The sequence below is a fragment of the Synechococcus sp. PCC 7336 genome (genome assembly GCF_000332275.1).
Classification (GTDB): Bacteria; Cyanobacteriota; Cyanobacteriia; order Thermostichales; family PCC-7336; genus PCC-7336.
Genome location: NZ_CM001776.1, coordinates 397,015 through 412,109 on the forward strand (window position 1 = coordinate 397,015; position 15,095 = coordinate 412,109).

13 protein-coding genes are annotated in these 15,095 nt (G+C 52.3%); 4 read left to right on the top strand and 9 right to left on the bottom strand.

Annotation, left to right across the window (positions count from 1 at the left end; all coding sequences use genetic code 11):
• The first annotated feature begins 48 nt into the window (after nt 1–48).
• Nucleotides 49–669 carry a sulfotransferase family 2 domain-containing protein gene (locus SYN7336_RS01965; RefSeq protein ID WP_156819989.1) on the top strand — a complete coding sequence of 207 codons (621 nt, stop codon included), beginning with the start codon at nt 49–51 and terminating at the stop codon, nt 667–669.
• A gap of 299 nt (nt 670–968) precedes the next feature.
• Here the strand turns inward: SYN7336_RS01965 and SYN7336_RS01970 are convergent, their stop codons facing one another.
• Both SYN7336_RS01970 and SYN7336_RS27600 read right to left on the bottom strand, forming a co-directional pair.
• Nucleotides 969–2,843, bottom strand: coding sequence for a DNA polymerase III subunit gamma/tau (locus SYN7336_RS01970; protein ID WP_017324239.1), 1,875 nt, complete (start codon nt 2,841–2,843; stop codon nt 969–971).
• A gap of 103 nt (nt 2,844–2,946) precedes the next feature.
• Nucleotides 2,947–4,242: a hypothetical protein gene (locus SYN7336_RS27600; protein ID WP_017324240.1), complete on the bottom strand. Its 1,296-nt coding sequence runs from the start codon at nt 4,240–4,242 to the stop codon at nt 2,947–2,949.
• A 453-nt stretch (nt 4,243–4,695) separates the two neighbouring features.
• On the opposite strand from SYN7336_RS27600, the gene gyrB reads away from it, so the two are divergent.
• From gyrB to SYN7336_RS01990, 3 genes are all read left to right on the top strand, one after another.
• Entirely contained in the window at nt 4,696–6,615 is a 1,920-nt protein-coding gene (gene gyrB / locus SYN7336_RS01980) for a DNA topoisomerase (ATP-hydrolyzing) subunit B (RefSeq protein ID WP_017324241.1), read from the top strand.
• An 85-nt stretch (nt 6,616–6,700) separates the two neighbouring features.
• Nucleotides 6,701–7,522, top strand: coding sequence for a class I SAM-dependent methyltransferase (locus SYN7336_RS01985; protein WP_017324242.1), 822 nt, complete (start codon nt 6,701–6,703; stop codon nt 7,520–7,522).
• A gap of 13 nt (nt 7,523–7,535) precedes the next feature.
• The gene (locus tag SYN7336_RS01990; RefSeq protein WP_017324243.1) at nt 7,536–8,057 is read left to right on the top strand and encodes a phosphoribosyltransferase; all 522 of its coding nucleotides are present in this window, start codon (nt 7,536–7,538) and stop codon (nt 8,055–8,057) included.
• Between the two features lie 157 nt (nt 8,058–8,214).
• Here the strand turns inward: SYN7336_RS01990 and SYN7336_RS01995 are convergent, their stop codons facing one another.
• The 7 genes from SYN7336_RS01995 to SYN7336_RS02030 all read right to left on the bottom strand — a co-directional run bounded on the left by SYN7336_RS01995 (nt 8,215) and on the right by SYN7336_RS02030 (nt 14,983).
• Nucleotides 8,215–8,718, bottom strand: coding sequence for a PIN domain-containing protein (locus SYN7336_RS01995; protein ID WP_017324244.1), 504 nt, complete (start codon nt 8,716–8,718; stop codon nt 8,215–8,217).
• On the bottom strand, nt 8,715–9,005 hold the full coding sequence (locus SYN7336_RS02000; RefSeq protein WP_017324245.1) for a hypothetical protein: 291 nt from the start codon (nt 9,003–9,005) through the stop codon (nt 8,715–8,717). Before SYN7336_RS02000 ends, SYN7336_RS01995 begins: the two co-directional genes overlap by 4 nt.
• Before the next feature lie 3 nt (nt 9,006–9,008).
• Nucleotides 9,009–9,788, bottom strand: coding sequence for a hypothetical protein (locus SYN7336_RS32115; RefSeq protein WP_227498584.1), 780 nt, complete (start codon nt 9,786–9,788; stop codon nt 9,009–9,011).
• A 1,043-nt stretch (nt 9,789–10,831) separates the two neighbouring features.
• Nucleotides 10,832–11,890, bottom strand: a complete 1,059-nt coding sequence (locus SYN7336_RS02015) for an ornithine cyclodeaminase family protein (RefSeq protein ID WP_017324246.1) — start codon at nt 11,888–11,890, stop codon at nt 10,832–10,834.
• Between the two features lie 252 nt (nt 11,891–12,142).
• Nucleotides 12,143–13,294 (bottom strand): FAD-binding oxidoreductase, encoded by a 1,152-nt coding sequence (locus tag SYN7336_RS02020; RefSeq protein ID WP_017324247.1) that lies wholly within the window; start codon nt 13,292–13,294, stop codon nt 12,143–12,145.
• Nucleotides 13,291–14,694 carry an NAD(P)/FAD-dependent oxidoreductase gene (locus SYN7336_RS02025; RefSeq protein WP_017324248.1) on the bottom strand — a complete coding sequence of 468 codons (1,404 nt, stop codon included), beginning with the start codon at nt 14,692–14,694 and terminating at the stop codon, nt 13,291–13,293. Before SYN7336_RS02025 ends, SYN7336_RS02020 begins: the two co-directional genes overlap by 4 nt.
• The gene (locus SYN7336_RS02030) at nt 14,687–14,983 is read right to left on the bottom strand and encodes a (2Fe-2S)-binding protein (protein WP_017324249.1); all 297 of its coding nucleotides are present in this window, start codon (nt 14,981–14,983) and stop codon (nt 14,687–14,689) included. Before SYN7336_RS02030 ends, SYN7336_RS02025 begins: the two co-directional genes overlap by 8 nt.
• Nucleotides 14,984–15,095 lie beyond the last annotated feature (112 nt).

Below are 15,095 nucleotides of genomic sequence, written 5' to 3' on the forward strand. Positions count from 1 at the left end.
GCTAATAAACAATTGGGTGTCGGATACCTCAAGGAAAGAGGGCAATTCATGGAAGAATTACTCACGAGATTTTATCAGCCTCTTAGGAAAAAGGCTCAGAGGTTTCGACATAGGAAGCACAATAACTTTATCTTTATTCACATCAACAAGACTGGCGGTAGCAGTATTGAAAAAGCTTTAGATTTATCTTTCAAGCACGAGACGGCCTTAGAAAAAATCCAGAAAATAGGCCGATCGCAATGGAACAAAAAATTCACGTTTACTGTCGTCAGAAATCCATGGGATAAAGTGGTTTCCCACTACCACTACCGCGTTCAAACAAATCAGACAAACTTAGGTGTAGAACCGATTGAATTCAGAGAATGGGTCAAATTATCTTATAGAGATAAGGACCCATTTTATTACGACATGCCCAAGATGTTTATGCCCCAATCTGATTGGATTTCAGACAATGACGGTACGATTTTAGTAAACTTCGTTTGCAGATTTGAAAACCTTCAAAATGATTTCGAGAAGGTTTGCAAGTCTCTGAAGAGGAAAGCTGAGCTGCCGCACCTAAAGAGCAGTAAAAGAAAAAAGCATTACAAAGATTACTACGACGAAGAGACGATTGAGATAGTAAGAAGTTCTTTTAGCAAAGACATAAAAAATTTTGGATATCGATTTTAAACCCCATCCATATTGAGATCTGGAGTTTTCAGGCATTGCACTCAGCCCCCTAAATCCCCCATTCTGGGGGACTTGAGTACAGTTCCAGTTGAGGGTTGGGAGGCAGGGAAGGCGATGGAGATTGGGATGATTAAAGTTGTAGAACGAAGCCACTAGCCTATCGGAAGTCCCCCACTGGTGGGGGATTTAGGGGGCTAATGCAGCGAACCACAGCGTTAGTGAGAGGATCTAATAGATACATTATCAAAACTACGGGTCTCTGCTTAGACGGGGTTTAGCAGGAGGTGGATTATCGATCGCTAGAACGGCAGTTCTTCCTCCTCCTCTACTGCAGCTGTTGCGCCAGCCCCATTCACAGAATTTACCGTCGCTGGACTGTCCGGCAACTCCTCCTCCCCCAAATCCACTACACTACCGCTGAAAAAATCTGCCAAGCGTTCCACAGCGCGATCGAGATCGCTAGGTTCGCTCGCGGGAGTCAGCGATCGCCCTCCAGTCGAGCCAGTTTGTCTGGGAGCGGGCTCTGAAGGCGCAATTTCAGCCGCCGTCGGCGGCGGTCCGGGCGACTCCAAACGAGGCATTGTGGGGGTTTGGCCGTTCGAGGGGGAAGAGACTGTCGGAGCGGGGACAGGGGTTGCTGCTGCTGTCATTTCTCCCAACACCAGTTCCAATTTAATTGGATGGCCTAAATACTCAGCCGCAACGGACTCCAGACGCTCTAACTGGGTTTGAATGCTAGGGGCAAACGCTCGCATTTTTGGACTCAGGGCCAACGTAGCGCGATCGCTCTCCTCCGCTTGAATGCAAACGTGCTGCACGAACAATGCCCGCTTGGAGTTCGGTAAACCGTTGAGGATCGCCTCCCAATAGGTCGCTAGCGAGCCGCTAGCAGCGATCGGTGCAGGTTCCTTTACAGGAGTTGCAGGAACTGGAGGTGAAGACACTGGCTCTAATGTTGGGGCAGGGGGCGTAGAGACAGGTTCGACAGGGGTTGGAGGTTGTGGCGCGGCGGCAGTGGGGGGGGGCGCAGGTCGATCGGCAGAGACAAGTGGTTGACTGGAGCGAGCGACTGGGGCGGGAGCCTCCGAGGCAGGGGGCTGCAATAGGTTCAACAGCGAGATTTCCAGCCAGAGTCGGGGTTGAGTGGTGTTTTTGAGTAGCGGTTCGACCGCAATCAACTGCTGTTGAACCGCCAAAATATCGGCGATCGCATAACGGTCTGCCCGCGCTAGCAAGGCTTCCCAAGTGGGTTGTGTCAGCGCCACCATCTCTTTTTGTGCCGGAGCGGTTTTGGCCAGCAATAAATCCCGATAAAACCCCGTCAAGTTCTGCAACAAAATCGGCGGCTCTTTGCCGTTATCCATCAAGTGACGCAGTTGAGCCACCACCTGCTGGGGATCTTTTTGGGCGATCGCATCCAGCAGAGCCAATAGCTCCCGCTCCGGCACCGCCCCTACCAAATCCCAGACGTGGTCCACCGAAATTTCATCCGGCAGCAGACTCAGTTGATCGAGCAAACTTTCCGCATCCCGCAGCCCCCCTCGAGCAATTTGGGCAATCAGTTCGAGGGCGGGCTCCGCGATCGCAATCTTCTCTTGTTCGGCAATCTCCCGCAGGTGACCCACCATCGCCTTGAGGGGAATGCGACGGAAGTCGAACCGCTGACAGCGGGAAATCACCGTGGGCAGCACCCGCTGCGGATCGGTTGTGGCCAGCACGAACACCACCTGTGGCGGCGGCTCTTCTAACGTTTTCAGCAGCGCGTTAAAGGCTGCTGTCGAGAGCATGTGAACTTCGTCTAAAACGTAGACCTTATAGCGAGAGGAGACGGGTGCAAATTGCGATCGTTCGATCAACTCCCGAATGTTATCCACCCCCGTATTGCTCGCCGCATCGATCTCGATCGTATCTAGCGCCGAGCCGTTGGTAATGGAAACACAAGCCTCGCACCGATTGCAGGGCTCGGGCGTGGGACCGTCAACGCAGTTGAGGGATTTAGCCAGGATGCGGGCAGAAGAGGTCTTGCCCGTACCGCGCGGGCCGCAAAAGAGATAGGCGGGGGCAATGCGATCGCGACGAATCGCATTGCTGAGGGTTTGCACCACTGCCGACTGACCCACAACATCTGCAAAGCGCTGGGGCCGATATTTGTGGTGTAGCGGTTCGTAGGCCATGCACTCCCCAACAGCAGATAAGGCAGGGGATTTAATTATGACCGCCAGATGTCAAAGCGCACAGCCCACTACTCCCACGCTCCTCCATGACTGAGCCCTTCAGTTACTGACCCACAGCCCGAGGCAGGACCGGCGGCACCTTCCGGCCAAAGCTAGGCAGTCTCACCAAGGCTCTGGAGGCGGCAGTCGGTAGGGGAGTCTCGGCTAGTTGTTGGCTCAACCAGTCAATTTCATCGCGTAACTGCACATTTTCGGCTTGAATTTCGGCAATCCGCGTTTGAATGGGCTTCATGCGGACCAGGAATTTGCGTCGATACATCTCTGGCAGCTCTTGCACGAGGGTTTCGAGCAGTTGATTCTGCTCGTTGAGCTGTTCGAGTTCCTGCACGTAGTTCTGAAGTTGTCGGTTGAGCTTTTCTTCTCGCAACTCTAGCACATCGATCTGACCGCGCAGCGTATGAATTTGTTTGAGCATTTCCCGCTGTGGCAGCGATTCTGCTGGTTCTTCGTCCGACGAAGAAGAGCGGGCAGGCGATCGCGATAAATCCAGCTCTGGAGGGGTGAACTCAAATCCCCGTTTTAGGGGCAGATCTGAAGAGTCCGCTTCCAGTGGGCTCGCGGCTAGATCGCCTGTTTCTGATAGATGGTCTGTTGCTGATAGATGGTCTGTTGCTGAATCGAGGGAGATTGGATCGCTCCCTGTCGACGCAGTGGGAGGCGACATCGCTTCCCACTCCAGCATGTCGAACGTCAGAGACTGCAGAAAGGGGTCGCCATCAGACTCAGAGTCTGCAGGGGTAGCGGAGGGGGAAATATCGAGGGAAATATCGGATGTTTCAGATGGGCTTGCCGAACACTCGGGGGATTCGGCGATCGCGTTGTCAGCAGACTGCTCGAATGCAGTCTCGGCAGCAGCTACCGCAGGGAGAGATTCGCCAGCTTCGGAGGCGATCGCGATTGCTTCGGGCATCGCAGACTCAACCGGCATCTCAGCGTCAGCTCCGACAGGGCCGCTATCGTCCTCCAATGTCTCTTCCTGCGCGGATTCGGATGAGACATTGTGCCAGACCTCTGCCGCCGCCGCCGCCACATCAGCAGCCGAGTCAGCAGAAGTGTCAAATAGAGATTGAACGGAGTCAGCCCCATTACCAGCTGACGCCTGACTGATATCGGCGGTAGGCTCAGTTGCAGTTTCACCCTCTGCCACTGCTGCTTCTGCAGCGGGGCTGGCAACAGCACCGCTAGAGAGATCGGACAGCGGTGCATCAGTGTTTAACTGAGACACCACTGCCTGAGTCACGGTTTTAACGAGCTGTTGCAGTTGCTCGGGGGGAAGAGCCGCCCAGTGTAGATCTAACGGGCTTGACTCGGTACTCACTTCAGCAGGATTCATCACCATCAGCACTCCTCATCCAACACTCCTCACCCCAGTTCGCAAACAGGTGGAGTCAAAACTGCTTGCGGGCCTCTCTCGGCTTCTGCCAGTCCGCTGGACTAGGGGAATTCAAGAGAACTTGACGCGATCTTACACCACATATAGTGTTATGGGCTGGTTGACGAGATCTTTTTGCCGATCGAGATGTCAACCCTGCACGGTTCGTGGGTGGGTAACAGTCAGCCCAAAATTCAACAACAATTTTTATGCCTTATCTCTGCCTTATCTCTGAGTTCTCAAACGGAAAATTCCCTCAGAGGCGGCTAAATGGCCTTCTGAGGGGTTTGTGTTATGATACATACAAAATGGGGTTGGTAAGCTTTATTGCTTTAAAAGGGCATTTAGCCCCATTTTTGCCTACCGTGGGTGCTGTTGCTTTGAGGCGATCGCCCCCTTCCTTTTAGGAGAAAGTCTTTCATGTCAGATGCCTATAGCGCTCAGCAGATTCAGGTCCTAGAGGGTCTGGAGCCCGTTCGCAAGCGTCCCGGTATGTATATCGGATCGACAGGGCCGAAAGGGTTGCACCACTTGGTTTACGAGGTAGTGGACAACTCAGTAGATGAGGCACTGGCTGGGCACTGCTCGTCAATTGACGTGCGCCTGAATGGCGGTGGCTCGGTGACTGTGGTGGACAACGGGCGCGGAATTCCCGTTGACAAGCACGAGAAAACGGGGAAATCGGCGTTGGAGACGGTGCTGACTGTCCTGCACGCGGGCGGTAAGTTCGGGGCGGGCGGCTATAAGGTATCGGGCGGCTTGCACGGTGTGGGGGTTTCGGTGGTCAATGCCCTGTCGGAATGGCTGGAAGTCAAGGTTTGGCGGTCGAAAAAAGTCCACGAGCAGCGCTACGAGCGCGGCGTGCCGATGGGGGAGTTAAAAGCTCGTCCTGACGGGAACAAGACCGGCACTCAAGTGACGTTTAAGCCCGATCCCGAGATTTTTACGACGACGAGCGAGTTCGACTATCAAGTGCTGGCGTCTCGGTTGCGGGAGTTAGCTTATTTGAATGGTGGCGTTCAGATCGTGTTTGCGGACGATCGCATCGAGCCCGCCCATATCGAGACTTATAAATACGACGGCGGCATTAACGAGTATGTCGAATATATCAACCGCGAGAAGCACCATATCCACGAAGACATCGTCTACATGACTAACGAAAAAGAGGGCGTGCAGGTGGAGGTGGCACTACAGTGGTGTTCGGATGTATACAGCGATAATCTGATCGGATTTGCCAACAATATTCGCACGACAGAAGGCGGTACTCACCTAGAAGGTCTCAAGACGGTTTTAACCAATACCATCAACAGTCAGGCCCGCAAGTTGAATCGTCTGAAGGAGTCGGACAAAAACCTTTCGGGGGATAACATTCGCGAGGGGTTGACGGGGATTATTTCAGTCAAGGTGCCGGATCCCGAGTTTGAGGGGCAGACCAAGACCAAGTTGGGTAACCCCGAGGTGCGCGGGATTGTCTATTCGCTGGTCAGCGAAGGATTGGCGGAGTATTTGGAATTCAATCCGAATGTAGCGAAGTCCATTATTGATAAAGCGATTCAATCGTTTAATGCGGCTGAAGCAGCGCGTCGGGCACGGGATTTGGTGCGGCGCAAGTCGGCCTTAGAATCCTCCACCTTACCCGGCAAGTTGGCAGATTGCAGTTCTCGCGATCCGGCGGAGTCGGAGGTGTATTTGGTGGAGGGGGACTCTGCGGGGGGCAGTGCCAAGCAGGGGCGCGATCGCCAGTTCCAAGCCATTCTTCCCTTACGGGGCAAAATCCTCAATATTGAGAAGGCCGAGGCGTCCAGAATTTATAAGAATACTGAAATTCAGGCGATGATTACGGCGTTGGGTTTGGGGATTAAGGGGGAGGAGTTCGACGCCTCGCAGTTGCGCTATCACCGCATTATCATCATGACCGACGCGGATGTGGATGGCAGTCACATTCGCACGCTCTTGCTGACATTCTTCTATCGCTATCAGCGATCGCTGCTAGAGGAAGGCTACGTTTATATTGCCTGTCCGCCCCTGTACAAGGTCGAGCGGGGGCAGCGGGCGCGCTATTGCTATAGCGATCGCGAGAAAGACGAGATTATTGCGGAGTTTCCGGCGAATGCCAAGTACAACATTCAGCGGTTTAAGGGCTTGGGAGAGATGATGCCGCAGCAGTTGTGGGATACGACAATGAATCCCGAGACGCGAGTGTTGAAACGGATTGAGATTGAAGATGCAGTGGAGGCGGATCGCATTTTCACGATTTTGATGGGGGACGTGGTGGCTCCGCGTCGCGAGTTCATCGAGACCTATGCGGCTCAATTAGATTTGGCTGCATTGGACATTTGAGGCCCTTCCCAACTGGCACAATCCTTGTTCCGACCGCAGCGATCGCCCACAATAAGCGCCGTACTCCGGCTATTGCAATCTTCTTATGTGCGCTTTCCCCGTCTCGCCTCCCCTCCCTCTCTATCGCTGCCTCTCCTGCAGCTACAGCCCCCTACTGCCCGCCCGAAAGTCGCCCGCGTTATTCGCTGACGACACTGCCTACTGCGCCCAATGCGGTCGAACCTACTCCCTCTTGCCCAGTGGAGCGATTGACTGCCTCGGCGATCGCCCCCTCGCGCTCACCCCTGCCCAGGCGATCGCCCAAAACATCCCCTTTGCTTGGGCCTACGAACGCCTCTGGCGCACGAACGCCCTCACCCTGCTGAGCGGTCAACCCTTCTCCTCTCAGCGGGAAGCCGATATATTGAACGAGCTTGCGGGCAATGCCGACCCCATCCTAGATCTGGCTGCTGCTAGCGGCTATTGGAGTCGGTTGCTGCTGGCCGCGCGCCCGAAGACTACAATAGTGGCTCTGGAAATTTCTGCCCCCCTGTTAGCAGAAGCCGCACAACGCGCTCGACCCGAATGGCCTCATTACTCTTTCGCGAGAGCCCGAGCCGAAGCTCTCCCCTTTAAAAATGATGCCTTTGCCGCTGTGATGAGTGGCGGCTCCCTCAACGAATTGCCTTTTGAATCCACCCTTGCCGAAGTAGCCCGCGTCTTACAACCCCAGGGCAAATTCGTCTCCATGCACATCCAAACCGTTGCAGGTCTAGGACATATTCTCCAGCAGGCGATCGCTCCCAGCGGCATGCGCTTCTATTCCCAATCAGAGCTGCGCCAACAGTTTCAGGCCGTCGGCTTGAACATTGCTCGCTATCTGGAGTTTGGCGCTATTGTGTTTGTACAAGCCATTCGCGCTGCCTAATTCTGGAGCCCCCTTGCAGGAAATTACGGTGACCTGGGACGATTACCGCTGTAAAATCGAGCAGCTTGCTGTCGAGGTGTACGACAGTGGCTGGGGGTTCAACCAGGTGGTCTGTTTGGCGAAAGGTGGCTTGCGGGTGGGGGATGTCTTTGCTCGGCTCTACGATGTGCCACTGGCAGTCCTGTCGGCCTCGTCGTATGGGGGGAAAGACGGTCGGCAGCGGGGGACGCTGACATTTTCGCGAGATTTGTCGATGACGACGGCGAATTTGGGCAGTCGCGTGCTGTTGGTGGACGATCTAGCCGATTCGGGCCGGACGCTCGCGCGGGCGATCGACTGGCTGCAGTTTCATTACGGCTTTTATATCGAAGAGATTCGCACGGCCGTGTTGTGGTACAAAGCCTCGTCTGTGTACGAGCCCCACTATTACGTCGATCGCCTCTCCGATAGCCCCTGGATTCGCCAGCCGTTCGAGCCTTACGAACGCTGCACTCCGGCGGAATTAGCCGAACAACTCAAGGCAGGGGTGAAGTGAGTTGCTGTCAGCCTTATCTGCTTCAGAATTGTCGTTTGTCCCTTGCTGGTAAAGGTAGTGCTGACAGCCGCCATACCCTACATACTTTTAAAACTACGACTCCAGTCTATCCTGTATAAACGGACCCAGATTTTTGCCGCCTCTGCCCTCTGGCGCATCAAGACCAACCTAAAGGGCGCAGATGATTAAAATTCACCACATCCACCCCCCGCTTCTGCAAACTATCCGTCAGACGCAGATCGTCCGTCAAAATCAAATACTGACCCACCGGCAACTCCAAAATCCCACAATCCGTCAACCCAAACCTCGAAAACTCAGTAGACTTTACCAGCTCCTCACTTTCAAGATAAAGTTCATACAGATTCACCATTGCTCTAGCAAAAAACTCCAAACACTGCTCCCGCTCGGGCTCCCCCAACTGATTGATAAAACTATTCACCTCAGTCAACACATTTGGCGTCGTCACTATCTGAGAAAATCTTTTTTCTAAAATCTGACTCAGTAAATCAAAATCCTCAGCCCCAAACTGCCGAGTCCGCTTAAACCTAGAAATGCGATCGCGATTCGTCAAGCCAACAAAATAGAGCAGCAAAATATTCGTATCCACCAGCAAACCCTTGTGCCGATAGCGATTGAATAAGTCTTTCGCCCAATCATTCATACCTGCCGAATCTTCATCCCCTGGACAAAACCAGACCGTGCATCAACCTCAAAAACCTTGTACTCCCGCACCACAGAGTCACCAATCAGAGGACGATTGAGCGTGCGATCGAATCCCAAAGTCACCCGCCAAACAAGAGAATCTTCCAAAAACTCTACCTCCTCCAATCGAATATTCTCCAGCGGCCCACCCAACAACTCTTGCAACCCCTGAAAATGTTTGTACGCTCTAGTCACAGCTTCTTTCACTGTGATTATGATGTCGCCGCCATTCGTCATCACAGTCATCAATCAATCTCCCAATAAAACTCGCATTGCCCGCAACGCCGGACTGCGCTTGCCATTACTCACCTTCGCAAACCAATAATGAGCCTCCTCATTACTCATCTCGGCAATCCCATCCACAAGATTGGCAATCCGATCTGGCCTAGACAAAGGCTGCAACGTCTGAAACAACAACGCCAAATTTACCCCCGACTCCTCATCCAACAGATAAGGCTTCTGTCGCTTATAGCTCAACGACTTAGGGTCATAAGCATTCGCTTTCAAACACTGGTAGACCGCAGTTCGCGCCTGCACCAAAGACTTACCCTGCGGCTCTACTGGGGCCTCAAACTCGAAGCGCAATTTCAGCATGACATTGGCCTGTGTCCCCGACTGGTTAAGCATTGCATTAATCGTACCGAAGAAACTCCGAAACCCCCGCACATCCCCCTGATATTCCAGCTTGACATGCTGCTCTTCTTCCATCTGAATCGTGACCTGCCGATCCAGCAGCAATGGTAACTGCACCAACAACGGTAACGTAGTGCCCATTTTGCGATAGTCCACCACCTCTGCCACAACAATCTCCAATGAACAAACTGCAACGATCTTGTCGTCCTTGACGCGATCGCCCAGCCCCACAAACACAGCATGAGGCGTACCACTCAACTCCAGCACCTCGGGCTTTGTATCGAATAGTCCTGTTTTTTCACCCGTAGAAGACGGAGGACTAGACCCTCCTCCCCCTGAGTCAATCACCGCCCTAGTCTCCCGTTCTTCAACCTCCCCATTGCCGTAATCCGCCACCAATCGAAACAGAGTCGTGCTCTGAATTTGACCTTCGTACTCATCAGATTGCGGTATGTCCGAAACTTGCCAGACTCACCTGTATTGTTGAAAATCTGCTCCACAATTGATGGCGGGGCATCCATCGAAGCATGGACTGTGGCCTCGTTGAAATCAACGATACATAGAGCAACAGAGTCCGACCGGTCATCAACGTCATAAGCCCCTTCCGCTCCAGCAACCAAATCGAAGAACTTGTTAGCAAAGATAGTGTCCCGACGCGATCGCAAACAGGTGAGCTATCGCGAATCTGTCTACAGCCCAGTCGCGTACGCAGAATGGTCTGTAGCAACGCTCTAAATATATTACGCTCCCGTCTGAAGTCAGCTCAGCAGACCCGACAGAGCCCAGATTAGTAAGATTGACCGCTAAGAGCCCAAACAATTGGAATCATAAATGACAGACATATCACGAAAGCAATCAGCCATATCCATATAGGCTTGGGTGGATGAAACTTTGGATATAGTTTTTCAGTAACAATCCGGCCCCTTTTGAGATGTTTCTCCACAATGACAGGAACGTCAAGATGGTAGATGTGGCAGTACCATACTTCTTCCGGCAAAACCAGAACCATAGGACCACTACCGCATTGTCCCAAGCATCCTGAGGGTTCCACTTCGACCTCGGATGGAGCTCCTAACTGGAAAGCCGCGAGCACTTTTCCTGAACCTTGTTGGTGGCAGGTTACGTTTTGACAAACTAGAACTTTTCTTTGCATATTTTGTGAGCTAGGACATCGAATCAGATCTGTAATATTGACCAGACCGATCGAATTACCCTCATTACAACTAGGCATCGTAGAAAGTCTAAAATCTATCCAAGCTGCATTCCATTCCTCACAACTATTTTAGTTGCCAAGCTATTATCAGAATAAGCTTTTAGAGAGCTCTTCCATTACATCTATCAGTATATACCTGAGTCGCGTCAACAGAAATGGTAGAGCTCAGTTAATTAAAACTGAACTAGCATACCAAGTCCGGTAGAGCTAAAATAATTCCCAGACTCTATAGCCGAACCCAGTTCCTTAAATGGGCATGTTCGAAAATCATCTCCTTTTGTATTCTGAGGTCTTGACCAAAGCCTGCTTGCGAAGCCCGTTGGAACATTGCATAAGCAATCGCAATATCAGTATAGGCCAGACCGACAGCGTTAAAATAGATTCTCTCATCAGGGCTCTCGCGGCCTAGTTTATCCCCGGTTACGATCTCAACTAAATTGGCATAAATATCCTCATCCTTTAGTTCGCCATCTTTATACATACGGCTAAGCGTTTGAGTTCGGTGCTTAACTGTTTCCCAATCGTCGCAAACAATCTTGTCACAAATTTTTGCGACCCTATATTCGTCTTCCCAGCCCCCAACGTGGCTGTAGAAAGCACCCAGTTTGACCCAGGCAGCTTTAAGCAGCGGTTCTTGAGCACTTGTTGCCGTAACGATGACATCCGCACCATCAACAGCCTCTTGAAGATTTGTCCGCGCCCCAACTATCTTGACATCCTGCAAAATCAGCGACATTTCCCGAATGAATTGCTCCTCTTCCGCCTCCGTCTTAGCAGCAACCCGACAGTCTCGGAGCGATGGAACAGCCGTTTTCATGGCAGTCAGATGCATTTTGGCCTGTTCGCCCGCACCAATCAAACCGATAGTTTTTGAGTCCGTTCGCGCTAAGTACTTGGCAGCGATAGCTCCCATGGCACCAACGCGCAGATTGGAGCATAGCGTTCCTTCCATAAAAGCAATCGGAAATCCATGCTCAATTTCCGAAAGAATAATGACAGCAGAGAGATTTTGAATGCCATGCTTTAAGGGATTCGGTGGAAAAACTGAGACCCATTTGACGCCACAAATTTTATGGTTCTTAAATGTTGCAGGAAGACAATTAATCCGTTCTTGGGTATCATCGTCAAATATCTGGACAATCTTATCCGGAAAAATAACTTCCCCCTGGCTGAAAGACTTTAATGCATCTTCCGCAGCTTGCATTGCCATGCGTACATCCAAGCAGCCTGATGCGAGTAAATCTTCTTGGGAGAAATACTGGCAGTGGATTTGATGACTAAGCATTTGCGATCTACCTCACTATCATTGTTGGCTTACGAAGCGTAACGATCGGGGAAAGTATACAAATCTAAACTCTATGCTGTTCCTTATCTCTCCTCCATATTTGCTTAGATAGATTGAAACAGTGATTTCAAATAATTGGCAAAGAAGGCTGATACTACTTTAACCTTTTGGATGCCCTCACTCTAGAGAATATTCCAAAGCACCTATGTTGTTAGATGCTCGTTAATGGATAAAGTCGAGCTTTCGTCAATTTTAAGATGCGATTATTCTGAGTCCGGTTGAGGTTCGAGCGGCGTACGAGTCTTGAAACCGCCGAATAGAAAATGCTTCAATCGGCAGGGAACTCTTGTGATTCAAAATCAACTCCGATATAATTTTCCCCACCACAGGTGAAAGTTGAAAACCATGAGCCGAGAAACCGAATGCGTGATAGACGTTGGGTACTTTAGCACTAGGACTGATGACGGGAATGCGATCGGGCATAAATGCCTCCAAGCCCGCCCAAGTTCTGACAATCCGCACATCAGCCATCCTAGGGAACAACTCCAGGACGGTGCGGCTGCTTTCGCTGAGTTTGCTAAAATCAATCTCTGTAGTCTCTGCGAGCATGTCATAGTCGGCAAGATAAGCACCCCCGATCAGCACCGTGCCGTTCTGCATCTGCTTAAAAGACAATTTACGGGAAACTGCACCCACTACGGGGTCGAGGAAAGGAGGTAAGCGCTCAGTCACCATCATCATTGGGGCACCGACCTCGAGAGGAACGGGTTCATCTAAATAGTTACAAACCTCTCCAGCCCAGGCTCCAGCACAATTGACGAGGATTGGCGCATCAAAATTAGCTTGCTCTGTCACAACCCGCCAACAGTCGCCCAACCGATCCAACCCAATCATCCGGCAACCCGTCCGATACTCCACTCCCAAAGCCTGAGCTTTACGGCGAAAGGCAGTGAGTGCGTGGTAAGGACGGGCAAATCCGTCACCGGCTGTATAAAGCCCACCGACACAATGGGGGGCTAGATCGGGCACCAACTGGTAGAGGCGATCGCGATCGATCAGTTGCTCGTGATCGAACCCAAGGGAACGTACTGTGGCAGCGCGTTCTTCAAGCTTCTTCCAATCGGCTGCAGTCTCCGCAACCCTCACCTGGCCCCCGAGCTTAACATCGCAGTCACTGCCAACCAAAGACTGGATACCCCGCCACATTTGGGCGGCAACCACGGCCAAAGGAATCTCAGCCGGATGGCGATTTAGCCGACGCAACCCCCCCGCGTTGACCCCCGAAGCATGGCGACCGGGGCTATCTTTCTCCACAACGATGACCCTTTGGCCGCTGATGGCGAGGTGCAGGGCCGTAGATGACCCGATTAAACCACCACCGACGATCGCCGCATCAACCTTCATTTCTCTGCCTTTGCCAAGTTGGCTAGCTGGGAAATGCTCAGGGGTCTTATCGGTGGACGTACTCGAAAAGGAGCGTAGTCAGAGACTGGGCGCTTAGTTTCGGCAGCGACGATATGGGCAACTGCTGGGGCACACTGCCTCCCCTGGCAAGGTCCCATGCCACAGCGGAGGTAAAACTTAACCTGATTGGGATCGGTGTGTCCCTCCCTTATTGCTTGGCGGATTTCCCCCGCCGAAATTTCTTCACAGCGACAGACTAGGGTCTCGTCATCGGGGGGAACGAGCAGTGAATCCGGTAGGCGGTACAAGGCTTCAAGGAAGGGGCGTATTCGCAGGTCTTTACGCTTCCAGTTGAGATCGTCTTTGCCCAAGCGGTCGCGCTGTTGCTTGCCGATTAGATGCAAACTCCGAGCGGCTTCCATGGCCGCTAAACGTCCGCTATGTTCGGCACTCCGGGCACCTCCAATACCCGCGTTATCCCCCACCACTGCAATACCGGGCACATTGGTGTTGCCCCACCGATCCACCTGGGGTCGCCAACACTGTTGACCCCTATCCCAGAGATGATGGCAACCTGCTGATTTGGTCAGATTGGTTCGGGGAATCACGCCAAAATGCACCAAAAGACTGTCTGTGTCGATGGTCTGGTGTCCACCGATCCCTAAAATGTCCCAACCCCATTCCACCGCTGCAATCCGGTCGACGCCCTGAGCTTTCAACCTCGAAATCCCGTAGTAAATAGGCACGCCACCTTTAAGTAAGTCCAGGGTGTATTTCAAACCACGGGTGATGTAATTACCGGCTCTTAACGCCCCAGGCAAACGCGGTGCGGCACGCCACCAGTTGGTTCGGGGGGAGAGTTCCAGCACTGCTTTCACCAAGACTCCTGCCCGGAGGTATTGCCAAGCAACCAGTAGTGGCAACGGACCTGTTCCCGCGATTACTGTCCCATTGGCAGGAACAACACCAGCAGTTTTCAGTAATATTTGGGCAGCCCCCGCATTCATTACCCCTGGCAATGTCCAGCCAGAAAAGGGGACTGGGCGTTCCATTGCCCCACTGGCAACGATCACTCGCTCAGCTCGAACGATCGATGTTTGAGCGTGACGCAGGATGCCAATCTGGCGACGGGAATTCAAAGACCAAACAGTCGTCTGGGGCAAATACTTGGCTCCACTAGCGTCAAATGCTTCGACCAAATCGGCACCGTGCTGGTAATCTGCTCCCAGCAACTCGGACCTGTCAGCGGGGGAATTGGAGATCGCACGGTAAATTTGTCCACCGGGGGAAGGCTGCTCGTCGAGGAGCGCCACATCCACCCCCAAACTAGCTGCAGTGGTTGCAGCACAAAGCCCTGCCGGTCCGGCACCAATCACGACAAGCTGATATGAATCATGCATCTTCCCCACCTACTCCCTGCTGGCGACGGATCTTCATGCCTTCTGTAACCTGCACCTGACAGGCTTGACGGTTAGGCACCCCATCAATTTCCATCAGGCATTCAAAGCACACCCCCATCATGCATAAAGGTGCGCGGGGTGCCCCCGATATGGGAGTAGTACGGGTATAGCCCAGATCGTGGACTAACACTGCTGCTACCACAGTCTCGCCCACAGGAACTCGAACATCCTCGCCTTCAATATTGACTGTGAGTGTATTGCTATTTAACTCGTTGAGGCGTTTAAACATTAACGTTTGAAAGTTTAGATATGGCTCAATGGCAGGTAACACTTTCTGTATATCATCAAAGCCTCAATCTCCTTCCAAATCAGCTTTTGTGAGATGTGACCTATGTTTAAAG

Coding starts and splice junctions, on each gene's coding strand:
- SYN7336_RS01995 (WP_017324244.1), bottom strand. CDS start 8,718: ATGAATGATTGGGCGAAAGACTTATTCAATCGCTATCGGCACAAGGGT.
- SYN7336_RS27600 (WP_017324240.1), bottom strand. CDS start 4,242: ATGGTGATGAATCCTGCTGAAGTGAGTACCGAGTCAAGCCCGTTAGAT.
- SYN7336_RS01970 (WP_017324239.1), bottom strand. CDS start 2,843: ATGGCCTACGAACCGCTACACCACAAATATCGGCCCCAGCGCTTTGCA.
- SYN7336_RS01985 (WP_017324242.1), top strand. CDS start 6,701: ATGTGCGCTTTCCCCGTCTCGCCTCCCCTCCCTCTCTATCGCTGCCTC.
- SYN7336_RS02030 (WP_017324249.1), bottom strand. CDS start 14,983: ATGTTTAAACGCCTCAACGAGTTAAATAGCAATACACTCACAGTCAAT.
- SYN7336_RS02015 (WP_017324246.1), bottom strand. CDS start 11,890: ATGCTTAGTCATCAAATCCACTGCCAGTATTTCTCCCAAGAAGATTTA.
- SYN7336_RS02000 (WP_017324245.1), bottom strand. CDS start 9,005: ATGACTGTGATGACGAATGGCGGCGACATCATAATCACAGTGAAAGAA.
- SYN7336_RS01965 (WP_156819989.1), top strand. CDS start 49: ATGGAAGAATTACTCACGAGATTTTATCAGCCTCTTAGGAAAAAGGCT.
- SYN7336_RS02025 (WP_017324248.1), bottom strand. CDS start 14,694: ATGCATGATTCATATCAGCTTGTCGTGATTGGTGCCGGACCGGCAGGG.
- SYN7336_RS02020 (WP_017324247.1), bottom strand. CDS start 13,294: ATGAAGGTTGATGCGGCGATCGTCGGTGGTGGTTTAATCGGGTCATCT.
- gyrB (WP_017324241.1), top strand. CDS start 4,696: ATGTCAGATGCCTATAGCGCTCAGCAGATTCAGGTCCTAGAGGGTCTG.